Genomic DNA, 23,803 nt, shown 5'->3' on the forward strand with positions numbered 1-23,803 from the left:
CCTCCAGACAGCACCGGCCCGATCGCTGGCAAGCCAGCGCCCACCGCTACGTCACAGGTTCTGAAGTGTGTGCCGTATCTGCGGGCACTGGCTTGCCGGCGATCGGGCCCATGAAAGTGCCAGGACAATTACTGGAAAAGGACTTGCCCCATGCCTGCCATCGCCGCCCTCAGCCGCTTCGTCGGCAACACCTTCGCCCTGTGGGTGCTGGTGTTTGCCGTGCTGGCTTTCCTGCAACCGCAATGGTTCATCGCCCTGAAGGTAGCCATCCTGCCCCTGCTGGGCCTGGTGATGTTCGGCATGGGCCTTACCCTCAAGCTTGACGACTTCGCCGCCCTCGCCCGCCAGCCGTGGCGGGTGATGCTGGGCGTGGTCGCGCACTTCGTGATCATGCCGGGGATGGCCTGGCTGCTGTGCCAGTTGTTCCAGCTGCCAGCGGAAATCGCCGTGGGCGTGATCCTGGTCGGCTGCTGCCCGAGTGGCACGGCGTCGAACGTGATGGTCTGGCTGTCACGGGGTGACCTGGCGCTGGCGGTGGCAATCGCCGCCTTGACCACGCTGCTCGCCCCGCTGCTGACCCCGGCGCTGATCTGGCTCCTCGCATCGGCCTGGTTGCCGGTGTCCTTCATGGACATGTTCTGGTCGATCCTGCAACTGGTGATGCTGCCGATCGTGCTCGGCGTGCTGGCCCAGCGCCTGCTCGGCAACAAGGTGCAGGCGGCAGTGCAGGTGCTGCCGCTGGTGTCGGTGGTCAGCATCGTGATGATCGTCTGCGCAGTGGTGGCGGCCAGCCAGGCGAAAATCGCCGAGTCAGGGCTGCTGATCATGGCAGTGGTCATGCTGCACAACAGCTTCGGCTATCTCCTCGGCTACCTGACCGGCAAGCTGTGCAAGCTGCCGCTGGCCCAACGCAAGGCACTGGCGCTGGAGGTGGGCATGCAGAATTCAGGGTTGGGCGCAGCGCTGGCAGCGGCGCATTTCTCGCCGTTGGCGGCGGTACCCAGTGCGTTGTTCAGTGTCTGGCACAATATTTCCGGGGCGCTGCTGTCGACCTGGTTCCGGCGCTTGGGGGAACCGGTGGCAGAAGCTGAAGGCGGGGAGCCGGCCAGGCATTGATGTTGCCTGTACGGGCCCTTTCGCGGGTAAACCCGCTCCCGCAGGTACTGCACAGGTCTGAAAATTGTGGAGATCGCTGTGGGAGCGGGTTTACCCGCGGAGGCCGCACAGGCTTGCCCAGTGGGCCGCATATGTGCACCATGGTGCCCACGGTGAGGACGACCTCACGACGCAGCGCGTGACCATTCCGGGGACGGCCCCATCATTTGCAACGATGGAGACCCACCATGTCCTGGATCATCCTGTTCTTCGCCGGCCTGTTCGAGGTCGGTTGGGCCGTCGGCCTGAAATACACCGACGGCTTCAGCAAGCCGCTGCCCACCGCACTGACCGTCGCCGCCATGGCCATCAGCCTGGGCCTGCTGGGCCTGGCCATGAAAGAGCTGCCGCTGGGCACCGCCTACGCCATCTGGACCGGGGTCGGCGCCGTTGGCACGGTAATCGCCGGCATCATCCTGTTCGGCGAATCCATGGCTCTGGTCCGCCTGGTAAGCGTGGCGCTGATCGTTACCGGCCTGGTCGGCCTGAAGGTCAGCGCCAGCTAACGTTTTTCCCTAGCGCAGGTCGCCGCGCAGGCGGCTCACCTGCTCGCGCAACGCTTCCGGCTGTGCGGCCTCTACCGGGATGGCGGCGCCTGCCACGATGGTTACCCGTGACCACAGGCGCTTGAAAAAGCCTTTGGCCGGGTCACGGCTGAAGAAACTGCCCCACAGCCCCTGCAAGGCCAGCGGAATCACCGGCACCGGGGTTTCCGCGAGGATGCGGTTGACGCCGCCCTTGAACACATCGATTTCACCATCGCCGGTCAGCTTGCCCTCCGGGAAGATGCACACCAGTTCGCCATCAGCCAGGTACCCGGCAATCCGGGTGAAAGCGCGCTCGTAGGTGGCCAGGTCTTCATTGCGCCCGGCAATCGGAATCGCACCCGCAGTGCGGAACACGAAATTGAGCACCGGCAGGTTGTAGATCTTGTAATACATGACAAAACGGATCGGCCGGCGGATCGCCCCACCGAGCAGCAGCGCGTCGACGAACGACACGTGGTTGCACACCAGCAATGCCGCGCCTTGCTCGGGAATGCGCTCGAGGTCGCGGTGCTGCACGCGGTACATCGAATGGCTGAGCAGCCAGATCAGGAAGCGCATGGTGAACTCGGGCACGATCCTGAAGATATACAGGTTCACCACGATATTGAGCAGCGATACCACCAGGAACAGCTGCGGGATGGTCAACTTGGCCAGGCCCAGCAGAACCATGGTGAGCAGCGCCGATACCACCATGAACAAGGCATTGAGAATATTGTTGGCGGCGATCACCCGGGCGCGCTGGTCTTCGGCAGTGCGGGCCTGGATCAGCGCATACAGCGGCACGATATAGAAGCCACCGAACACGCCAAGGCCGACGATCGACAGCAGGATCCACCAGGCCTGGCCCATGCCCAGCAGCGCCAGCCAGTCGTGCGCGGCGGCGGCAGCCGGCACATCGCCGGAGTGCCACCACCACAGCAGGCCAAACAGGCTCAGGCCGAACGAGCCGAACGGCACCAGGCCGATTTCCACCTTGCGCCCGCTCAGCCGCTCGCACAGCAGCGAGCCCAGGGCGATACCGACCGAGAACAGGGTCAATACCAAGGTCACCACCGTACCGTCACCGTGCAGCCAGTCCTTGGCATAGGCCGGGATCTGCGTGAGGTAGATGGCCCCGACGAACCAGAACCACGAGTTGCCGACGATCGAACGCGACACCGCCGGCGGCTGCCCCAGGCCCATGCGCAGGATCGCCCAGGACTGCCTGAAGATGTTCCAGTCCAGTGGCATTTGCGGCGACGCGGCGGCGGCGTGCGGAATCCAGCGGCTGGCCAGGTAGCCCAGCACCGCCGTGCCGACCACGCCGCCGGCCACCACCGTGGCATAGCTGTCGGCCGACATCATCACTCCGGCGCCGATGGTGCCAGCGAGGATGGCCAGGAAGGTGCCGGTCTCCACCAGCCCGTTGCCGCCGACCAGTTCTTCTTCGCGTAGCGCCTGCGGCAGGATCGAGTACTTCACCGGGCCGAACAGCGCCGAATGCGTGCCCATGCCGAACAGCGCCACCAGCATCAGCACCAGGTGGTTGGTGACGAAGCCGAGCGCGCCGACCGCCATGATCGCGATCTCGGCCAGCTTGATTGCCCGGATCAACGCATCCTTGGCGAACTTCTCGCCAAACTGCCCGCCCAACGCCGAGAACAGGAAGAACGGCAGGATGAACAACAAGGCGCACAGGTTGACCCAGATCGAACGGTCACCGTCGCCCAGGCTGAGCTTGAACAGGATCGCCAGGATCAGCGACTGCTTGAACAGGTTGTCGTTGAACGCACCCAGCGACTGGGTGATGAAAAACGGCAGGAAACGCCGCTTGCCGAGCAAGGTGAATTGCGAGGAATGACTCATCGTCCTTGGTCCTGGTCAGCCATGGATGGCAGTTGTCTTATTAGAATGCGCTCGGGCCATGCCAAGCCACATCGTCGACGTCAACTGACAGAACTACCAGTAGCGCGTTGCAGCGTCCAGGCGCCATTGTCGGCTTTTATCAGCCGCGAATCGATCGGATGGAACCGCTGCTCGCCCGCCTGAATTGGGTCATGACGAGGCTCATGCCAGCACTGGCTGCATGCGCGATGGCTGCCGACGCCCCTGCCAGCGGCACGCAGACAGGCAAGGACCGCTTTATCGATCAACTGCTGACGCAGATGACCCTGCACGAAAAGGTCGGCCAGTTACGTATGGTGTATGCAGACGCAGGCCCGCCCCCGCAGGCCATGCTCACCAGCATTGCCAATGGCCAAGTCGGTGCCATGTTCACAGCGGCGCAAGCAGACCCGGCAGCATTGCGTGAACTGCAGGATGCCGCGGTTCAGCGCAGCCGACTGCACATCCCACTGTTTTTTGCAGGGGATGTGGTGCACGGCCGGCGAACGATATTCCCCATCAACCTGGGGCAGGCCGCCAGCTGGGACTTGCAGGCGATTGCCAAGAGTGCGCATTCCGCCGCACGCGAAGCCACCGCTGACGGCCTGGACATGACCTTCGCCCCAGTGCTGGACCTCAGCCGCGATCCGCGCTGGGGCAGGATGTCTGAAGGCTATGGCGAAGACACCTACCTCGTGACAAGTATCGCCAGGACGGTGATACCTGCACTGCAGGGGCCGGCCCTGGGCGCGGCGGATAGCCTGATGACCTGCGTCAAGCACTTTGCCGGCTACGGCGCGGTGGAAGGCGGCCGGGACTACAACACCACGGACATCAGTGAACGGCGCCTTGTACAAGACTACCTTCCGCCGTTCAAGGCAGCGCTGGATGCCGGGGCAGGTGCGGTGATGACCACGCTGACCACCCTGAACGGTGTTCCAGCCACCGCCAGCGCCTGGCTGTTGCAGGACATACTACGCCAGCAATGGCAGTTCAACGGCCTGGTTATCAGTGACCATGGCGCCGTCGAGGAACTGATCGCCCATGGTGTGGCCGAAAACGGCAGGCAAGCCGCACAGGCTGCACTCATGGCCGGCACGCAGATGAGCATGAGCGACCGCTACTTCGTCCACGACCTGCCGGACCTGGTCATGCAAGGAAAGGTGCCTGAGCAACACCTCGACAACGCCGTTCGCCAGGTGCTGGCCACCAAATACGAACTCGGCCTGTTCGATGACCCTTATCGCCGTCTGCGGGCTACCCCGGACAACGCCGAACAAACACTGCACCGTGCCCAGGCCAGAGATATGGCACGCCGTTCGCTGGTACTGCTGAAGAACAGTCACCAGGTGCTCCCTTTGAGCCGGCAAGCAACCATCGCCCTGATCGGCCCCCTCGCCGACAATGCCGTGGATATACTAGGCAGTTGGCACGCCAATGGCCAACCCGAGCAGGCCGTGACACTGCGCCAAGGGTTACAAGGTGCCCAGTCCCCCGGCGCACGCCTGCTGTATGCAAAGGGGGCAAACATCAGTGACGACCCGCAGGCTTTCATCCTGCTTGCAGACAACCAGGTCAGCTTCGACTCACGTCCCGCTGAAACCATGATTGCCGAGGCCGTGGCCACGGCTCGTCAGGCCGATGTGGTGGTGGCGGCACTGGGTGAGGCGCGCGGCATGTCTCATGAGGGCGCCAGCAGAACCGACCTGAACCTGCCTGGGCAGCAACGGGCTCTGCTGCGAGCATTGAAGGCGACCGGCAAACCGCTGATATTGGTGCTGATGAATGGCCGGCCACTGACCATCAACGAGGAAAGCCAATGGGCCGATGCTGTACTGGAAACCTGGTTCAGTGGCAGCGAAGGTGGCAACGCCATCGCCGACGTACTCTTTGGCGAGTACAACCCCTCAGGCAAACTACCTGTCACGTTCCCACGCAGCGTGGGCCAGATCCCTCTTTACTATAACCACCTCAACACAGGCAGGCCGTTCGATCCGGCCAGGCCATCAGCCTACCGCTCACGCTATTACGACATCGACGATACGCCGCTCTACCCCTTCGGCTACGGCCTGAGTTACACCCACTTCAGCGTTTCTTCGCCGCGCTTGTCGAGCACTCGCTTGCTCTCCGGACAAGCCCTTCAGGTGCAAGTGACTGTCCGCAACGACGGTTTGCGCGCAGGGGAAACGGTCGTGCAACTGTACCTCCGTGACCGGAGCGCCTCGATAAGCCGGCCGGTGAAGGAACTGAAGGGCTTCGAAAAACTGTGGCTGGCACCTGGACAGGTGCGAGAGATAAACCTTCATCTGCCCCCTTCCGCGCTCAGCTTCGTCGACCGTAACCTGCGCTGGGTCAGCGAACCCGGCAGATTCGACGTAATGGTCGGTCTGGACTCGCAAACAGTACAGACAGCCAGCTTTGAATTGGTGCCCTGAGACTCAGCGATCGCCTGTTCCGACATCCTTCGCGGGCACGTCCGCGAATTGCCTGCGCAGCGGGCCACTGTTGGCATATGCTTGAGCCCGGCAAACCAGCACAACAAGGACGTGGCAATGCTCGCCGCCATCAAACGCTACCCGCACACCGTTCGCCTTCTGCTGCTCACTACCTTCACGCTCACCGTCGCCCGCGCCCTTACCCTGCCCTACCTGGTGGTGTATCTGGCCGATAACTTCCAGCTGCCGATCAGCCAGATCGGCCTGCTGATAGGCGGTGCGCTGATTGTCGCCTCGCTGTTGAGCCTGTATGGCGGCCACCTGGTCGATACCTTGCGCAACCACACGCTGGTCAGCGCGTGCTCGCTGCTGTTCGCGCTGGCATTCGTGGGTGCCGTTGCCAGCCGCGCAGCGATGCTCTTCTTCATCTGCCTGGTGCTGATCAACCTGGCCCTGGCAGTGGTTGACATCGCCGCCAAGGCGGGCTTCTGCGCGTTGCTGCCAGTGCAAGAGCGGGCCGAGGTGTTCGCCATCAAATACACCCTCAGCAACGTCGGCTATGCCGCCGGGCCGCTGCTGGGCGTGGCCATGCTGGAGCTGGACAACCACCTGCCGTTCATCGTTTCTGCCCTGCTTGGCCTGGCCATGAGCCTGGCCTACTGGCGCCTTGGCGACCGCGGCCTGCAGGCCCGCGCGCCGAGCAAACCCGGTGCCGGCTTTGGTCAGGTGGCGCTAGGGTTGGCCGCTGACCGTCGGCTGGTGTGCTTCACCCTCGGCGGGGTATTGAGCGCGGTGGTGTTCGGCCAGTTCACCGCCTACCTGTCGCAGTACCTGGTGGTGACCAGCAGCCCGAGCGAGGCAGCACGCCTGGTCGGTTATCTGGTGACCACCAACGCAGTGACGGTGATTGCCTTGCAGTACCTGATCGGCCGACGTATCAGCCGCCAGCGCCTGATGCCCTGGCTGCTGACCGGGATGAGCCTGTTCATTGCCGGGCTGCTGGGCTTTGCCCTGGCCGGGTCGACGCTGATGTGGTGCCTGGCGATGCTGGTGTTCACCCTGGGCGAAATCATCGTCATCCCCGCCGAGTACATGTTCATCGACCTGATTGCACCGGAACACTTGCGCGGGGTGTATTACGGTGCGCAGAACCTATCCAACCTGGGCGCGGCGCTGGGGCCGGTGATGGTGGGATTTGCCCTGGTGCATCTGTGGCCCGGGTCGATCTTCTACCTGCTGGTGTTGTCGGTGATACTGGCAGGGGTGTTCTATTGGCTGGGTACTCACACAGGTTGAAATGCACCCTGCGACCACCTGCCACTGCGACCATGGTCTGCGCTGACGAAGCGGCACCTGCGTGCCAGACTGATTGATCGGGACCGCGTTATCTTTTTTGCTTCGGAGTCTTCATGTCGTTGTCCAGCGGGCTGATCGCCGTGGTCGCCCTGGCCTATATGGCCATCATGTTCGCCATCGCCTTCTACGGCGACCGCCGCAGCACGCCGTTGCCGCCGAAGCTGCGCGCCTGGGTCTACAGCCTGTCGCTGGCGGTGTACTGCACCAGCTGGACCTTCTTCGGCGCGGTCGGCCAGGCCGCCGAACAGCTCTGGGCGTTCCTGCCGATCTACCTGGGCCCGGTGCTGCTGCTGATTTTCGCGCCATGGGTGCTGCAGAAGATGGTGCTGATAAGCAAACAGCAGAACATCACCTCGATCGCCGACTTCATCGCCGCACGCTATGGCAAGTCGCAGACCCTGGCAGTCGTGGTGGCATTGATCTGCCTGGTCGGCGTACTGCCCTACATCGCCTTGCAACTGAAGGGCATCGTGCTGGGTGTCAACCTGCTGATCGGCGCCAGTGCCGACGCCACCGGTACGCGTGTGCAGGACACCGCGCTGGTGGTGTCGCTGGTGCTGGCACTGTTCGCCATCGTTTTCGGCACCCGCAGCCTGGACGTGACCGAACACCACCGTGGCATGGTCCTGGCGATCGCCTTCGAATCGCTGATCAAGCTGCTGGCCTTCCTGGCCGTGGGCATCTTCGTCGTCTTCAACCTGTATGACGGCTTCGACGACCTGTTCAACCAGGCGCGCCAGTCGGTCCATTTGCAGGACTACTGGCAAGAAACCATCAACTGGCCGTCGATGGTGGTACAGACCGCCGTGGCGATGATGGCAATCATCTGCCTGCCACGGCAGTTCCACGTCACCGTGGTGGAGAATATCGAACCCCAGGACATGCGCCTGGCGCGCTGGGTGTTTCCAATGTACCTGGCGCTGGCCGCGCTGTTCGTGGTGCCCATCGCCCTGGCCGGGCAGATGTTGCTGCCGGGCACGGTGATTTCAGACTCGTTCGTCATCAGCCTGCCACTGGCCGAGGCCCACCCGAGCCTGGCCCTGCTGGCGTTCATCGGCGGCGCCTCGGCGGCTACCGGCATGGTCATCGTCGAGGCCGTGGCGCTGTCGACCATGGTTTCCAACGACATGCTGCTGCCCTGGCTGCTGCGCCGGACCAACGCCGAGCGGCCGTTCGAGGCGTTCCGCCACTGGATGCTGTCGGTACGCCGGGTGACCATCGTGGTGATCCTGCTGCTGGCCTACGTCAGCTACCGCCTGCTCGGCTCCACCGCCAGCCTGGCGACCATCGGCCAGATCGCCTTCGCCGCCGTGACCCAGTTGACCCCGGCCATGCTCGGCGCACTGTACTGGAAGCAGGCCAACCGCCGCGGCGTGTTCGCCGGCCTGGCGGCGGGCATCTTCCTCTGGTTCTATACCCTGGTGCTGCCGATTGCCGCGCACAGTGTGGGTTGGTCACTGCAACTGTTTCCGGGGCTGGCGTGGCTGCACGGCAACCCGTTGAACCTGCCGATCAGCCCGCTGACCCAAGGCGTGGTGCTGTCGCTGGCGGGCAACTTCACCCTCTTCGCCTGGGTCTCGGTGCTGTCGCGCACGCGGGTTTCCGAGCATTGGCAGGCCGGCCGCTTCATCGGCCAGCAGACCAGTGCCCGTCCCAGCAGCAAGCCGCTGCTGGCGGTGCAGATCGACGACCTGCTGACCCTGGCCTCGCGCTTTGTCGGCGAAGAGCGCGCGCGGCAAAGCTTCATCCGCTTCGCCTACCGCCAGGGCAAGGGCTTCAACCCCAACCAGAACGCCGACGGTGACTGGATCGAACACACCGAACGCTTGCTGGCCGGGGTGCTCGGCACCTCATCGACACGCGCGGTGGTCAAGGCCGCCATCGAAGGCCGCGACATGCAGCTGGAAGACGTGGTGCGCATCGCCGACGAAGCCAGTGAGGTGCTGCAGTTCAACCGCGCCCTGCTGCAAGGTGCCATCGAGAACATCAACCAGGGCATCAGCGTGGTTGACCAGAACCTGCACCTGGTGGCCTGGAATCGCCGTTACCTGGAGCTGTTCAACTACCCCGACGGGCTGATCAGCGTAGGCCGGCCGATTGCCGATATCATCCGCTATAACGCCGAACGCGGCCTGTGCGGCCCGGGCGAAGCGCAAGTGCACGTAGCGCGCCGGCTACACTGGATGCGTCAGGGCCGCGCGCATTCCTCGGAGCGTTTGTTCCCCAATGGCCGGGTGATCGAGCTGATCGGCAACCCGATGCCGGGCGGCGGCTTCGTCATGAGCTTCACCGACATCACGCCGTTCCGCGAGGCCGAGCAGGCCCTGCGTGACGCCAACGAAAGCCTGGAGCAACGGGTTGCCGAACGCACCCACGAACTGTCGCAACTCAACCAGGCATTGTCCGAAGCCAAGAGCCATGCCGAAGCCGTGAGCCAGTCGAAGACCCGCTTCCTGGCCGCGGTCAGCCATGACCTGATGCAACCGCTGAACGCGGCGCGGCTGTTCTCCGCGGCCCTGTCGCAGCAGGCCGAAGGCATGAACGAAGAGGCCCGGCAACTGGTGCAGCATATGGACAGCTCGCTGCGCTCGGCCGAAGAGTTGATCAGCGACCTGCTGGACATCTCGCGCCTGGAAAACGGCAAGATCACCCCGGACCCCAAGCCCTTCGCCCTCAACGAACTGTTCGACACCCTGGGCGCCGAGTTCAAGCTGCTGGCCGCCGAAAAAGGCCTGGAATTCCGCCTGCGCGGCAGTCGCCTGCGGGTGGAGAGCGACATGAAGCTGCTGCGCCGGGTGCTGCAGAACTTCCTGACCAACGCCCTGCGTTATGGCAAGAGCCCGATCCTGCTGGGGGTACGACGCCAGGGCGAACGGCTGTGGCTGGAAGTGTGGGACCGCGGCCCAGGCATCGCTGACGACAAGCTGCAGGTGATCTTCCAGGAGTTCAAGCGCCTGGACAGCCACCAGACCCGAGCCGAGAAAGGCCTGGGCCTTGGCCTGGCGATCGCCGACGGGCTGTGTCGGGTGCTGGGCCACAGGCTGGAAGTACGCTCGTGGCCGGGCCAGGGTACGGTGTTCCGCGTCAGCGTACCGATTGCCCGTCAGGCGGCGCCGGCGGCCAGCACCCCGGTGGAACAGGCCGGTCAGCCACTGGCGGGGCTGCAGGTGCTGTGCGTGGACAACGAAGACAGCATCCTGATCGGCATGAACAGCCTGCTCAGCCGTTGGGGGTGCCAGGTGTGGACCGCGCGCAACCAGGCCGAATGCGAAGCCCTGCTGGCCAAGGGCATGCGCCCGCACCTGGCGCTGGTGGACTACCACCTGGACGACGGCGAGACCGGTATCGGGCTGATGGGCTGGCTACGCGCGCGCCTTGGCGAGCCGGTGCCGGGCGTGGTGATCAGCGCCGACGGCAGCAAGGAAACCCTCGCGATGGTGCATGCTTCGGGCCTGGACTACCTGGCCAAGCCGGTCAAGCCGGCGGCCTTGCGCGCCCTGCTCAATCGCCATCTGAGCCTGGTTCAGTAAGCACTTCCTCGGGCATCGCTTCGTCGGACAATGCCCGCTCCAGCAAGTCGGCCGGCAGGCTCTTGCTGGCGCGGGCACCTAGCAGTTTCAGCTGTTCGCTGCGGCTGACCAGATTGCCGCGCCCTTCGCACAGTTTGTTGCGCGCGGCGGCATAGGCCTTGTCCACCTGCTGCAGGCGGCTGCCCAGCTCGTCCAGGTCCTGAATGAACAACACGAACTTGTCGTACAGCCAGCCGGCACGTTCGGCAATTTCGCGGGCGTTCTGGCCTTGGCGCTCCTGCTTCCACAGGCTGTCGATCACCCGCAGGGTGGCGAGCAAGGTAGTCGGGCTGACGATCACGATATGCCGGTCGAAGGCTTCCTGGAACAGGTTCGGCTCGGCCTGCAAGGCCGCCGAGAAGGCCGCCTCGATCGGCACGAACAGCAGCACGAAATCCAGACTGTGCAAGCCTTCGAGGCGCTTGTAATCCTTGCTCGACAAGCCTTTGACGTGGCTGCGCAGCGACTGCACATGCTGCTTGAGCGCAGCCTCGTCATTGCCGGCCACGAACTGCTGGTAGGCCGTGAGGCTGACCTTGGCATCCACCACCACCTGCTTGTCGCCGGGCAGCATGATCAGCACGTCAGGCTGGAAGCGCTCGCCGTCGGCGCTCTTCAGGCTGACCTGGGTCTGGTACTCGCGGCCCTTTTCCAGGCCGGCATGCTCCAGCACCCGTTCAAGAATGAGCTCACCCCAGTTGCCCTGGGTCTTCTGGCCCTTCAGCGCCTGGGTCAGGTTGGTGGCTTCATCGGACAGGCGCATGTTCAGCTGCTGCAGGCGCTCCAGCTCCTTGCCCAGCGAGAAGCGTTCACGGGCCTCCTGCTGGTAGCTTTCCTCCACGCGTTTTTCGAAGGCCTGAATCCGCTCCTTGAGTGGGTCGAGCAACTGGCCCAGGTGCTGCTGGCTGGTCTGAGCGAAGCGCTGTTCGCGCTCATCGAAGATCTTGGTGGCCATGTCGGCAAACTGTGCACGCAAGGTGTCGCGGGCTTCCTGCAAGTCTTCCAGACGCTGTTGGTGGCTTTCCTGCTGTTCGCGCAATTCGGCCTCCAGGCGCGCAGTCTGGGCCTCCAGACGGCGCAGTTCGGCTTCGCGGCTGGCGCGCTCGAGGCTCCACGCATGGGCAGCATCGCGAGCGTTGTCGCGGTCGATCTGGAGCAATTCCAGCTCGCGACTCTGGGCCGCCAGTTGGGCCTGCTTGACCGAGTTGGCTTCACTTAGATCGCTGATCTCGTCGCGGCTGGCGTCCAGCTGCGCCTGCAAGCCAGTCTGGGCCAACAGGGCGGCGCCAAGGCGTTCTTCGAGCAAGGCCTGCTCGGCCTGCCGCGCCGCCTGGCGGCGCTGTAGCTGCATGATCCACCCCAGACAGGGCAAGGCCCCCGCCACCAAGCCCAGCAGAACGCTGGCCAGATCCACTGCCATGCTTACCCCGAATGATCCTGGATGATTGCTGCGCAGCTTATCAGCAAACGCTTGCGGCGCGGATTACGCAACAGCAGAGGGCCACCCCCTCTTGCTGCGTCCAGATGGGGCATTTTCCACAACATTGCAAAAAGTTTTCAGCGATCTTTTCTTGACGTTTTCAAGTGAATGGATCGAGGCCCTGTTGGAGCCTGGCGATTGTCGAACAGTTCATTACCTTGCTGGCACGCCCGTGCTAGAGCAAGCGCTTCGGACAATCCACAGTTCCTGTGGATAACTCGGTGGACAACCCCCTCCCATACCCCGCAAACCCCCGCAGATCGGGGCTTTCGGTCAAACTGACGATTTTTTCACCAGCTGAAAATAGTGTTTTTTTTCATTGACTTAACCGCCCAGTCAAGGCATTGGCGAGCGCATCGCAGCCTGTTGCCAAGCCGTTACAAGCGCCGTTGCGAGTGTGAACAAGTCCACCCTGGAACCCTCATTTGGGTGCAGGGACAGGACATCAGATCGGTTCCGGGTCATCTGGCCCCCCTTCCAGGCATGGAAAATAAGCGCCATACTGCGCGGCTCACCTGAACAAGCCTGTGATGCTTGCCAAGCGCCTGCGTTTCCGGTAAGGTGCGCCTCGTTAGTACCAAGCTGAAAGTCAATTCTGGCCTCAAGCGTCCTTGCAGACCCACACCGCCCAAGTGTGAGCTGCTGAAACCTGGACCGGCCCATTCGATGATTCACTCGCCAGCCTTAGCTGCCCAAGCACGAATCACGTGACAGATTGATCAGGATCCCACCTCGACGGCCTAGAACCTTGGCCCCGGCGTGCTGCCTGCCCTCTGAAGTACCTACCAGTCAGCCCAAGCGCCCACTTTTTGATTGCGCCCCCTCTGGCTGCCCTGTTCCAGTCAGGTTCGTTCGTCCCTTAATAAAGGCGTCACTGGAACGTTTCTATCATGCACGGATCATAACCCCCGTGTTTAAAGCAGGAACCTCCAACAATATGCAAACCCATCATCAAATTCAGGCTGCCATTGGCACCCTTTCCCAGGCCTTCTCGCCGCTGAAGTGCCTGATCGTTGCCCCCCGCAAGGGCAGTTTCAGCTTTACCTTGGTAGACGAACATGGCGTCGCCTGCCACACCGAGCGCCTGTACCCCGAGCAGTACAGCCGCAGTGAACCGCTGCAAGCGGTCATCGACCGCACCCGTCAGTCGCTCACCGCGTGAACGATGAATACGGCGGCATTCAAGCGCTGAATCATCCCATCGCAAGCCTGCCTGAACGATGCCGGCGTAATTGCCGTAAGGCATATAGCCCGGTACGTCAGGCAGCAATCGATTTAAAAACAGCCTTTTACACGACCATTATCACACTACACTTCAACTCGAGCGGTGCTTGCCGCTTCCGGCGGGCCTGATCATTAACTAGCTGCCAAGCTCCAGCGCCCGTCCGGCCCTTAACTGGTCGAGGGCATCATGGGTATCGCGGCGAATGAATTGTGTCAGTATGTGATCCGACCCACCCTGGTCTACCTGAATCGTCATAGCGCCAGCGCCGAAGCCTTGCTGCTGGGCATCGCCGCCAGCCAGTCGGCCTTGGGCTCGGCCCTGCACGACCGGCGCGGACATGGCTTGTACCGCATCGGCGAACATCGTCATCAAGCGCTGTGGGACGATTACCTGGCCCGCGATCCCGACCTGGCCAGCCTGGTCCGCGGCCTCGCCAGCCAGCACGCCTTCCTCGGCGGCCCGCACCTGGAACTTGCGGTCAACCTGCGTTATTCCACCGCCATTGCCTGGATGCTGGTCGAAGCGCAGGCCGCCCCCTTGCCTGCCGCCGATGACCTGCTGGCGCAGGCGCGAATCTGGCGCCAGGTTTTCAACCCACAAGGCCGCCTGCGCGATTTCACCCACGCTTGGCACACCTGCATAAATCAGAAATTGCCGCAGGCATCTTAAGACTCCTCCTACAAGATTCCCGAAAAAAAGGGAACTTTGGTCGGATTGTCCTACAAAACCGCTCTATCTCCCTCGATCGAGGCTATAGCGCGACGCGTGATTTGTTGGTAGCGTTTCGCCCCGGAGATCCCAAGGAGTTTTCTAATAATGAAAAAAGTAATGCTCAAAACCTCCCTCGGCATTGCCGTTGCTCTTGCTTCGAGCCAGTTGCTGGCCGCCGGGTTCGCGCTGAACGAACAAAGCATCAGCGGCATGGGAACCGGTTTTGCAGGGCGTTCCTCTTCTGCCGAAGATGCCAGTACGGTGTACGGCAACCCTGCCGGCATGTCGCGCCTGAAGCGCGAACAGGTCACCGTGGGTGGCGCAGCCGTCATTGCCAAGACTGATATTTCGGGCCGTGGTAGCAATTTCGGGGGGGAAACCGATGGCGACATGGTCCCGCTCGTGGGCGTACCAATGGGCTACTACGTCAAACCGCTCGATGAACACTGGAGCGTGGGCTTCGGCGTTTACGTGCCATTCGGTCTGATCACCGACTACGGCAGCGGTGACGCGGCGCGCTACTGGGGCAAGAAGAGCAAGGTCGAGGTCGTCACCTTCCAGCCAACCATCAGCTATGCCTTCAACGACAAGGTATCGATCGGTTTTGGCCCGACCATCAACCGCATCAAGGGTGAACTCGGCTCCAACCTGAGCAGCAAGGCCCTGCTGGGCCCCAACGGCCCGGATGGCGAGGTGAAGATCAAGGGCGACGACACCGCGGTCGGCTACAACATCGGTGTTCTGGTGCAGGCTACCGACCGTACCCGCCTGGGCCTGACCTACCACTCGATGGTCGACTACGAGCTTGAAGGCAACACCCGTGTTTCCTACCCGATTCCACAGCTTGGCCTCAGCGGCAGGTTCGACGCCAGTCTGAAGGTCAAAACCCCGGAGTCGGTGGACTTCTCGATCACCCATGAACTGGATGACCACTGGACGCTGTACGCAGGTAGCACCTGGACGCGCTGGAGCCGCCTGGAAAGCATCATCGTCAAGAACGACGCACCATCGGCCTACCCGCTGCAAACCATCACCGAAGAGCAGAACTGGCATGACACCTGGGCCCACGCCATTGGTGCATCCTACAAGGTGAACAAGGAGTGGACCCTGCGCGCAGGTTTCTCGGTCGACCAGTCGCCTACCAACAACCACGATCGCTCGCCACGCATTCCGACTGGCGATCGTAAAGCGGTCAGCTTTGGTGCCGGCTGGAGCCCGAACGACGACATGACCATCGATGTGGCCTACTCGTACCTGTGGGAAGAGGATACCAAGGTCAACAACGTGTCGGGCTCGCCGACACAGCAGGCGCTGAAAGGCACCTACCAGGCCAAGTACGAGAACAGTGCACACGGTATTGGTGCATCCCTCACCTACCGCTTCTGATTCGTATGCGCCACATGAAAAACCGCCCTGGTGGCGGTTTTTTCATGCCTGCGATTGCCAGCTGTCACCCAGGCATTCTCGCAGGTAGTCCATGAACACGCGGACTTTTGCGGTCATGGCAAAACGGTCGGCCAGGCACAGGTAGATATCCATCGGCTCAGTCTGGGCATAGGCCTGGCCGCTGTCGCGGTATTCGAACAACGGTACCAGCGCGCCAGAGGCCAGGTGCGGCCGTACGATGAACTCGGCCAAGCGGGTGATGCCACCATTGTGCAGTGCCATCTGGGTCAGGGCATCGATGTCATCGCTGATCAATACGCTACCGAACTCAGCCTCGAAACGTAGCCCGTCACGCATGAACCCCCAGCGCAGGAAACGTCCATCCACGGGGTAGCGGAACACCAGGCACCGGTGATCACGCAAGGCTTCGGGTGTGGCCGGCACGCCGGCGCTACGCAGGTAACCGGGCGAGGCACAACAAACGAACGGTATACGGGCAATGTGCCGGGCCAGGATGTGGTCTTCCAGCTGCGGCGTAATGCGCAGGCTTACATCCACGTCTTCCCGCGCATGATTGACCCGACGATCAGTCGTTACCAGTTCTATCGATAACAGGGGGTAGCGGGCACTGAACGCGGGTATCAGCGGCGCCAGCACGTGGCGGCCGAAGGCGGAGGTCGAGGCAATGCACAAACGTCCCTGGGGCTCGCTGTCGGGGGTAGTAATGGCTTGCTCGGCCAGGGCCAGGTCGCGTTCGACGTGCCGGACGCGCTCATAGTACTGAGTTCCGGCGGGGGTCAGCGCCATGCTGCGGGTAGTGCGGCTGAGCAGGCGCACCTGAAGGTGGCTTTCCAGGCGTGCCAGGTTCTGGCTGACCGCAGCCGGGCTCAGGCCCAGGTTGCGAGCGCCGGCGGCGATGCTGCCGGCTTCGACCACCTTGATGAAGCTGCGGATGGCATTGAGCAGATCCATGCTTGGCTCTTGGATTCGTAAGAATCTCTTTATAAAGAACTCACTTTGGCTGGTCTACAGTTGCAGCCAGGTGCGTTGCTAACCTGTGCCTCCACCTACCTTTCAGGAGTTCGCATGAGTAACCTGTCGCTGGCGCGCAGCCGACGAAAATTGCACCCGGGCGCCACGCCCTACGTTTTTGCCTTTTACATGTCGTCGATCATGGCGCTGTTGATGTGCTTCGTGATTACGGCGGCCAATGCCGGGATAACCCCGGATTACCTGAGTAATGTATTGAAGGCTTATCAATTGGCGATGCCGGTGGCGTTCGTTTGCGTATTGATGGTCAGGCCGTTGGTGGTGCGGTTAGTGGCGATCACGGTGCATGCGAAGTGAATAACCCGTAACCCGCCACGCTACCTGCTGGCAATACAAACCAGCGCTGATTCGCTTTCAGCCAGAGGCTATCGCGCACCTGGAAGCAAAAGCCCGCGCGCATGCAAGCGCGGCTACATTACGGCTGCGAGGCGATAGCCTTTTCAATGGCGGCCCGGAATTCCGGATCATCCGGCTTGGTCAGGCTGGAGAAATTGCCTATCACCTTGCCCTTGCGGTCGACAACATACTTGTAGAAATTCCACTTCGGCGCACTGCTCTGGCTGGCCAGTTCTGCGAACAGCGGAATCGCATCCTTGCCCCGCACCGGCTGCGCCTTGGTCATGGTGAAGGTGACCCCATAGTTGGCATAACAGACCTTGGCCGTGTTCTCGCTATCGGCATCTTCCTGCTTGAAATCGTTGGAGGGCACGCCAAGCATTTCCAGGCCTTGTTGGTGATACGCCTTGTACGTCGCCTCCAGGCCTTCGAACTGCGGCGCGAAGCCGCAATAGCTGGCCGTATTGACCACCACCAGCGGCTTGCCGGCAAAACGCTGGCACAGGTCGACCTGCCCCTTGCCGCGCAACTCTGGCAGGCTGCCCTGCAGCAAGGCCGGGCAATCGGCAGCCCAACTCGAGGCGCTGGCAAGCAGGGCCAGTAACGGTACCGTCAAGCAATGTGCACGCATGGTTCGTTTCTCCTGCAAACCAATCCTTGAGCTTGCAGGGTAGCGCCTAACAAACACTCATGCCCAGTTGCATCAACGCCATCCCGCCCTCGTGCCAGCCCCACCAGACCAACGCCAGCAGCAACAACGCGGCAACGGCCAACAGCCCACGGGCCAGGTAGCGGTTCATGCGGCCTGGGCCTGGAGGCGTGCGACCGGGCGCTCGCGCACGGGCCAGCTGAGGGCGGCGGCCAGCAGGCTGAGCAGGATGGAAACCTGCCAGACCAAGTCGTAGCTGCCGGTGCGGTCATACACCACCCCGCCCAGCCAGCCCCCGAGAAACGCACCCAGCTGGTGGAACAAGAAAACGATACCGCCAAGCATGGACAGGTTGCGCACACCGAAAAGCGTGGCCACGGTACCGTTGGTAAGCGGCACCGTGGAAAGCCACAACAAGCCCATGGCGATGCCGAACAGATAGGCACTGAACGCGCTCACCGGCGCCCACAGGAACAGCACGATGACCACCGCACGCAGCAGGTACAGCCCGGTCAGCAGACGCGGTTTGGACATGCGCCCGCCGAGCCAGCCTGCGGTGAAAGTACCGACGATGTTGAACAGGCCGACCAGCGCCAACACCGTGGTCCCGGTGCTCGCGGGCAGATGCTGGTCTACCAGGTAGGCCGGCAGGTGCACACCGATGAACACCACCTGGAAACCGCAGACGAAAAAGCCCAGGGCCAGCAACCAGAAGCCGGTATGCGAACAGGCTTCGTGCAAGGCCTGGCCCAAGGTCTGTTCCGTGCCATGGCTGGGCAACGGGCGGTCACGCAGCAAGCCGACGAAGGGCACGATCAGTGCAACCAGCAGGCCCAGCACCAGCAGCGCCAGAGACCAGCCCAGCCACTGGATCAGGCCGAGGGTACCCGGCAGCATGGCGAACTGGCCGAACGAGCCGGCGGCACTGGCAATACCCATGGCCAAGCTGCGCTTGTCTGCCGGCACGGCGCGCCCGACGACACCGAGGATGACCGAGAACGAAGTGCCGGACAGGCCGATGCCGATCAGCAGGCCGGCACTCAGCGACAGCGACCAGGCCGAGTCGGCCATGCCCATCAGGATCAGGCCCGCGGCGTAGAGGATGCCACCGATGATCACCACCCGCGCCGCGCCGAGGCGGTCGGCCAGCGCACCGGCAAAGGGCTGTGCCAAGCCCCAGATCAGGTTCTGCAGGGCGATGGCAAAGGCGAACACCTCACGCCCCCAACCGAAGTCGGCGCTCATCGGCGCCAGGAACAGGCCGAAGCCATGCCGCACACCCAAGGACAGCGCCAGGATCAACGCCGCCCCCAACAACACCCACCCGCTGGTTCGCCACACCGAAGTCATTGTCGTTATCTCCAGCACATCGCAAGGTTTTACGGGTATATACCCGCTTAAGGTCGCATCAGTTCAAGCCAGCAGGCCCAGCAGCCGCACCAGTTCATCCCGCTGCCCCGCTCCCAAGCGCTCCACCAGTCCGGCCTGGGCTCGTTCCCAGGCCGGATGGGCAGCCTGTAGCAGTTGCGTAGCGGCATCGGTCAACAACACAACGCGGTTGCGCTGGTCATCGCCATCAGCCAGGGCTACCAGCCCTTCGGCCTCCAGCACTCGCAGGTTGCGGCCCAAGGTACTGCGCTCCAGGCCCATGGCCTCGGCCAAGGTGGTGATACTGGGACGGTCGAGCCGTTGCAGGTGGCGCAACAGGGAAAACTGCGCAACATTCACTCCGAAGCCGGCGAGGGCCTCGTCGTAATGCCGGCTCACCCCACGGGCGGCGCGACGCAGATGGGTACAAATACATTCACTGGTCAGCATGGATACGTGTATATACCCGCATACTGGGCGTTGCAACATATTTCGTGGTCTACCGGCGAACTCAATCCGGCTTCAAGCGCTTGCGGATCGGTTCGAATTCCGCAGTGGCCTTGCGCGGCAGCGGGTCCGGTGCGCCCAGTAGCGCCATGGCACCTTGGTTGAGCCCAGTTCGTAGTCCATGCCATCCCAGTTGTCTTCCCGAAAACTGTAGAACGCCCAGTGCAAGCGATTGCGCTCCAGCACGCCGAGCACGTCTTCCAGGTATTGCCGGCACCCGGGCAACCTACGCATGCAGCCAAACTCAGCCACCACCAGGCGCTCACGCGGCACCTTCATGGTTTCGGCCCAGTCGAGCGGTTGGCGCAGGTAGCGTGCCACCCGCTGGCCGTCCCACTGTTGGGTTTGCCCTGCGAACGGTGCCGGGCCGGGGTAAGCCAAGGGGCGCTTGCGCGTCATGTTCGGCGCACTGGTGACTGCGTATGGCTCGTACATGTGCACGCTGTACAGCAGCCGCCGGTCGCCCAAGGGAGCTGGCCAGTAGGCAAAGGCGTCGGCGGCAGCAAACCAACCGGCATCGAGCATGACCGGCGTCTCGGCGTCTTCCTCACGAATGGCCGCTATCAGTTGTTGATACAGTGCCGGCAAATCACGCGCGCTACCCTGCGCCCGCGCATACCACTGCTGCATTTGCCCGGCGTCGGCATGCTCGGCCAGGCCACCGTGCTTCTCTGGAGCGGGTTCGTTGACCAGGTTGTACGCCGCGATGGCGGGATGGCTCTTCAACTCGCGGGCCAAGTCACGCCAGAAGGCGGCAGCCTGCAGCCAGTAGCGCTTGTCCTGCCAGAGGCGGTCGTCGAACCGGCCCTGGTTGTTTTGCGACCAGCGCATGCCGGGTAGCGAGAGTGGTGTGATGACCACCTTGAGCCCGGCCAGATGGGCACGGTCGAGCGTGGCGCGCAGCGTGGCCAGGTCAGCAGCCGGCAGGCCTTGATAGGCATCGGCATCGCCAAGCAGGAAGTCACGCCTTGCCGGTTGCCACTTGTCGTAGGACAGCCGCACCCAGGTCGCGCCATAGCCGCGCAAGGCATCGAAGTAAGCTTGGTCAGGGGGTAGCCGGTTGAAGCTGTTGCCACCGTGGCGCGGGGTGTTCCAGAACGCAATGAGATCCGCAGCGGTAACAACAGGCCCGACGACCAACAATACTATCCCAAGTATGACGTGACGCATGCGACCCCTCCTCGCACGTTTGCGCAAGGCAGAGCATACGCCTGCGAACGATAGCGGCGTCTGCCAAGCTTTTTCGGGAGGTTACCGCCACCTTCAGACCAGAAAGGGCCTACAGAAACGCCTTACGCGCAAATTACAGGCCCAACGCCAATCCCAGCACTACGGCCAGTTCGAGCAGCTCCAGCAGTGCCCCTGCGGTATCGCCGGTGGTTCCACCGAGGCGCCGCCACATCAGTTGCCGCAACCCGCCGAAAACGGCCAGCGCCAGCACCACGATCCACCCACCCAGGGCCAGACAGAACAGTGCACAAGCCAACAGCACCCAACCGGCCGCAGCGCGGGGCAGATGCTCGGCCAGCGCCTGTCCCAGACCGCCTGGGCGCACGTAGGGTGTACTCAGGAACAGCCCGAGCATCGCCGCCCGCCCGATCAGCGGTGCCAGCAGCAACTGCGCCCCGGTACCCTGCTCAACCAGCACCCACAAGGCACAGAACTTCAGCAACAGCACCAGAATCAGGGTGACCACGGCAATCGGCCCGCTACGCGGATCTTTCATGATCTGCAGGGTGCGTTCGCGGTCGCCGAAACCGCCCAGCCAGGCGTCGGCACTGTCCGCCAGCCCATCGAGGTGCAAGGCACCGCTGAGCAGCACCCACAACGCCAGCAGCAACGCTGCATGTAGCGGCGCCGGGCCCCCCTGCAGCCAATGGCTGACCAGCCACAGCAACAGACCGAACAGCAACCCCACCAGCGGATAGCACAGCAGCGAGCGCCCCATGTCGGCTGCTGCGGGCATGCCCGGCAGGCGCACCGGCAAGCTGCTGAGAAATTGCAAGGCAATCCAGAACGGCAACATTTCAGCGCCCTTCGATCCAGTGGCCGTTATCACCCGGCACCAGCCGCATCAATGCAGCGTGGCCGACCTCTACCTGCAGCAACTGGGCCTTTGGCAAGCCACGGGCACGGGCCAGCAACAGCCGCATCACGCCGCCATGGGTGATCAGCAACACACGCTTGCCGGCATGCTCGAGGCTGAGCCGCTCGACAGCCGCCAATACACGCTCGGCAAACGCCGCCACCGGCTCGCCATTGGGCGGGGTAAACCCGTACGGGTCTGCCCAGAAGCGCCCCAGTGCATCCGCCTGGTGTTCCATGATCTGCGCCGCGCTGCGGCCTTCCCAATCACCGAAATGCAGCTCCTGCAGGGCCGGCTCAAGCTGCACCGGCAAGTTCAGGCGTGCACCCAGTTCATCGGCAAAACGTGCACACCGCTGCAGCGGCGAACTGACCAGCACCTGCCACGGGCCGGCTTCGGCCACGGCATCGCGCATCTGCGCCCAGCCTTTGTCGGTCAGGGCATCATCGAGGCTCCCACGCAAGCCGCCGTGCACTGTTTCACCATGGCGCAGCAGGTCGAGGATCATGCCGGGCGGTCCGCCACTGCTGCTTCGGCAAAGGTCGCCATCTGCCCGTGCAGGGCACAGGCCAGGCGCAACAACGGCACCGCCAAAGCCGCACCACTGCCCTCGCCCAGGCGCAGGCCCAAAGCCAGCAACGGTTCGGCCTGCAAGGCCGCCAGCACCGTCTTGTGCCCAGGCTCCGCGCCCTGGTGGGCGAACAGCAGCCAGGCCCGGCACTGCGGGTTCAGGCGCACCGCCAGCAGCGCGGCAACGCTGCAGATGAAACCGTCCACCAGCACCGCGATACCCGCCTGCGCGCAGCCCAGGTAGGCCCCCGCCAACGCGGCGATCTCGAAGCCGCCTACACAACCCAGCGCCTGCAATGGCGCTTCGGCGCGCAGGCGATGCAGGCGCAGCGCCCGCTCGATGACCTCGGCCTTGTGCCGCACACCGGCGTCATCCAGGCCGGTGCCCGGGCCGCTCAGCTCGATGGCCGGGCAGCCCAGCAGCACGCTGGCCAGGGCTGCGGCGGAGGTGGTGTTGCCAATACCCATCTCGCCGCCAATAAACAGCTGTGCGCCCTGGTCGGCAGCGCGCAGGGCGCTGTCGCGGCCGGCTTGCAGTGCGGCCTGCAACTGGTCATCCGTCATCGCTGGCTGGCGGGCGAAGTTGGCGGTGCCAGCGCCCAGGCACAGATGGCGCACGCCAGGCAGCTGCAGATGCGGGTCGATGGTACCCAGGTCGACCACTTCCAGGCTGGCCTGAAGCTGGCGCGCCAGCACGCTGATTGCCGCGCCGCCGCCGACGAAGTTGCGCAGCATCTGTCCGGTCACCGCTTGCGGGTAGGCCGAGATGCCCTCTTCGACTACGCCGTGGTCGCCGGCAAACAGGCTGATGGCAAGCTGATCCAGGTTTGGCTTTTCACGCCCCTGCAGGCCAGCCAGCTGGATGGCCAGGCTTTCCAGCTGGCCGAGTGAACCGGCGGGTTTGGTCAACTGCTGCTGACGGGCGCGGGCCTGCTCCATGGCGGCGTTGTCGAGGGGTTGGCAGGCGTCACGCCACCAGGCTTGAGTCATAGTGCAGGTCCTTTGAGCATTAAAGGCAGGCCAGCCACCGTCAGCACCACGCGCTGGCAGCGTTCGGCGACGGCCTGGTGCAACCAGCCGGCCAGGTCGACATAGCGCCGGGTCAGCTCGCCCATGGGCACGACGCCCAGGCCGGTCTCGTTACTGACCAAGATGACTGTACCCGGCAACTGCTCCAGGCAGGCCAGCAGCGCATCACGCTCCTCGGCCAGGCGCTGGTCGTCTTCGAGCATCAGCAGGTTGGTCAGCCACAGGGTCAGGCAATCCACCAGCAGGCAGCGCCCTTCGGCCGCTTCAGCGCGCAGCACGGCAGCCAGGGCCAGGGGCTCTTCGATCAGGCCCCAGTCTGCGGGGCGGCGCTGACGATGCAATCGCACGCGGGCATTCATTTCACCGTCCAGCGGCTGGCTGGTGGCGATGTAGGTCACCGGCAGGCCACTGGCGCTGGCCAGCTGTTCGGCCAGGCGACTCTTGCCAGAGCGGGCACCGCCGAGGATCAGGTTGAGCATG

At 63.3% G+C, this 23,803-nt stretch carries 20 protein-coding genes and 1 pseudogene; 9 read left to right on the forward strand and 12 right to left on the reverse strand.

Annotated elements, in window-relative coordinates; all coding sequences use genetic code 11:
• Nucleotides 1–150 precede the first annotated feature (150 nt).
• Together ACVWZT_RS02525 and sugE are read left to right on the forward strand one after the other, a co-directional pair.
• The gene (locus ACVWZT_RS02525; RefSeq protein ID WP_457468010.1) at nt 151–1,116 is read left to right on the forward strand and encodes a bile acid:sodium symporter family protein; all 966 of its coding nucleotides are present in this window, start codon (nt 151–153) and stop codon (nt 1,114–1,116) included.
• 227 nt (nt 1,117–1,343) lie between these two features.
• Complete coding sequence (gene sugE, locus ACVWZT_RS02530; protein ID WP_085675375.1) at nt 1,344–1,661, forward strand: quaternary ammonium compound efflux SMR transporter SugE; 318 nt, start codon at nt 1,344–1,346, stop codon at nt 1,659–1,661.
• Nucleotides 1,662–1,670: 9 nt separating this feature from the next.
• On the opposite strand, the gene ACVWZT_RS02535 is transcribed toward sugE, so the two are convergent.
• Complete coding sequence (locus ACVWZT_RS02535; RefSeq protein WP_457468012.1) at nt 1,671–3,548, reverse strand: MFS transporter; 1,878 nt, start codon at nt 3,546–3,548, stop codon at nt 1,671–1,673.
• A gap of 203 nt (nt 3,549–3,751) precedes the next feature.
• Between ACVWZT_RS02535 and bglX the strand changes: the two genes are divergently transcribed.
• From bglX to ACVWZT_RS02550, 3 genes are all read left to right on the forward strand, one after another.
• Complete coding sequence (bglX, locus tag ACVWZT_RS02540; protein ID WP_457468014.1) at nt 3,752–6,001, forward strand: beta-glucosidase BglX; 2,250 nt, start codon at nt 3,752–3,754, stop codon at nt 5,999–6,001.
• Between the two features lie 117 nt (nt 6,002–6,118).
• Complete coding sequence (locus tag ACVWZT_RS02545) at nt 6,119–7,297, forward strand: MFS transporter (protein WP_457468016.1); 1,179 nt, start codon at nt 6,119–6,121, stop codon at nt 7,295–7,297.
• 113 nt (nt 7,298–7,410) lie between these two features.
• Nucleotides 7,411–10,887, forward strand: coding sequence for a hybrid sensor histidine kinase/response regulator (locus ACVWZT_RS02550; RefSeq protein WP_296233742.1), 3,477 nt, complete (start codon nt 7,411–7,413; stop codon nt 10,885–10,887).
• Here the strand turns inward: ACVWZT_RS02550 and rmuC are convergent.
• A complete protein-coding gene (gene rmuC / locus ACVWZT_RS02555) occupies nt 10,859–12,232 on the reverse strand; it encodes a DNA recombination protein RmuC (RefSeq protein WP_457472004.1) in 1,374 nt (457 codons plus the stop codon). The genes ACVWZT_RS02550 and rmuC overlap by 29 nt on opposite strands.
• Before the next feature lie 1,111 nt (nt 12,233–13,343).
• Between rmuC and ACVWZT_RS02560 the strand changes: the two genes are divergently transcribed.
• The 3 genes from ACVWZT_RS02560 (at nt 13,344) to ACVWZT_RS02570 (ending at nt 15,728) form a co-directional block, all read left to right on the forward strand.
• Nucleotides 13,344–13,568: a hypothetical protein gene (locus ACVWZT_RS02560; protein ID WP_225776701.1), complete on the forward strand. Its 225-nt coding sequence runs from the start codon at nt 13,344–13,346 to the stop codon at nt 13,566–13,568.
• A 249-nt stretch (nt 13,569–13,817) separates the two neighbouring features.
• A complete protein-coding gene (locus ACVWZT_RS02565; protein WP_296233741.1) occupies nt 13,818–14,300 on the forward strand; it encodes a hypothetical protein in 483 nt (160 codons plus the stop codon).
• Nucleotides 14,301–14,447: 147 nt separating this feature from the next.
• Nucleotides 14,448–15,728 (forward strand): OmpP1/FadL family transporter, encoded by a 1,281-nt coding sequence (locus tag ACVWZT_RS02570; RefSeq protein ID WP_296233740.1) that lies wholly within the window; start codon nt 14,448–14,450, stop codon nt 15,726–15,728.
• 42 nt (nt 15,729–15,770) lie between these two features.
• On the opposite strand, the gene ACVWZT_RS02575 is transcribed toward ACVWZT_RS02570, so the two are convergent.
• A complete protein-coding gene (locus tag ACVWZT_RS02575; RefSeq protein ID WP_457468019.1) occupies nt 15,771–16,700 on the reverse strand; it encodes a LysR family transcriptional regulator in 930 nt (309 codons plus the stop codon).
• Nucleotides 16,701–16,814: 114 nt separating this feature from the next.
• Here ACVWZT_RS02575 and ACVWZT_RS02580 point away from each other — a divergent pair, with 114 nt between their 5' ends.
• A complete protein-coding gene (locus ACVWZT_RS02580; protein ID WP_457468021.1) occupies nt 16,815–17,075 on the forward strand; it encodes a DUF2798 domain-containing protein in 261 nt (86 codons plus the stop codon).
• Between the two features lie 118 nt (nt 17,076–17,193).
• Here the strand turns inward: ACVWZT_RS02580 and ACVWZT_RS02585 are convergent, their stop codons facing one another.
• From ACVWZT_RS02585 to cobU, 9 genes and pseudogenes are all read right to left on the reverse strand, one after another.
• Nucleotides 17,194–17,745: a glutathione peroxidase gene (locus ACVWZT_RS02585; protein WP_457468023.1), complete on the reverse strand. Its 552-nt coding sequence runs from the start codon at nt 17,743–17,745 to the stop codon at nt 17,194–17,196.
• Between the two features lie 46 nt (nt 17,746–17,791).
• Nucleotides 17,792–17,914 carry a hypothetical protein gene (locus tag ACVWZT_RS02590; RefSeq protein WP_296233736.1) on the reverse strand — a complete coding sequence of 41 codons (123 nt, stop codon included), beginning with the start codon at nt 17,912–17,914 and terminating at the stop codon, nt 17,792–17,794.
• The gene (locus ACVWZT_RS02595; RefSeq protein ID WP_414707202.1) at nt 17,911–19,113 is read right to left on the reverse strand and encodes an MFS transporter; all 1,203 of its coding nucleotides are present in this window, start codon (nt 19,111–19,113) and stop codon (nt 17,911–17,913) included. The genes ACVWZT_RS02590 and ACVWZT_RS02595 overlap by 4 nt, the downstream gene beginning before the upstream one ends.
• 63 nt (nt 19,114–19,176) lie before the next feature.
• Complete coding sequence (locus ACVWZT_RS02600; protein WP_296233735.1) at nt 19,177–19,581, reverse strand: MarR family winged helix-turn-helix transcriptional regulator; 405 nt, start codon at nt 19,579–19,581, stop codon at nt 19,177–19,179.
• Nucleotides 19,582–19,642: 61 nt separating this feature from the next.
• Nucleotides 19,643–20,742: pseudogene (locus ACVWZT_RS02605) on the reverse strand (glycoside hydrolase family 5 protein).
• A gap of 199 nt (nt 20,743–20,941) precedes the next feature.
• Nucleotides 20,942–21,664 (reverse strand): adenosylcobinamide-GDP ribazoletransferase, encoded by a 723-nt coding sequence (locus tag ACVWZT_RS02610; protein ID WP_457468027.1) that lies wholly within the window; start codon nt 21,662–21,664, stop codon nt 20,942–20,944.
• 1 nt (nt 21,665) lies between these two features.
• Nucleotides 21,666–22,232, reverse strand: coding sequence for an alpha-ribazole phosphatase family protein (gene cobC, locus ACVWZT_RS02615; protein WP_296233733.1), 567 nt, complete (start codon nt 22,230–22,232; stop codon nt 21,666–21,668).
• Nucleotides 22,229–23,284, reverse strand: a complete 1,056-nt coding sequence (gene cobT, locus ACVWZT_RS02620) for a nicotinate-nucleotide--dimethylbenzimidazole phosphoribosyltransferase (RefSeq protein WP_457468029.1) — start codon at nt 23,282–23,284, stop codon at nt 22,229–22,231. The genes cobC and cobT overlap by 4 nt, the downstream gene beginning before the upstream one ends.
• Nucleotides 23,281–23,802 carry a bifunctional adenosylcobinamide kinase/adenosylcobinamide-phosphate guanylyltransferase gene (gene cobU, locus ACVWZT_RS02625; protein WP_296233731.1) on the reverse strand — a complete coding sequence of 174 codons (522 nt, stop codon included), beginning with the start codon at nt 23,800–23,802 and terminating at the stop codon, nt 23,281–23,283. The genes cobT and cobU overlap by 4 nt, the downstream gene beginning before the upstream one ends.
• Nucleotide 23,803: the final 1 nt, after the last annotated feature.

It is taken from the genome of Pseudomonas sp. TE21394, from assembly GCF_054057835.1.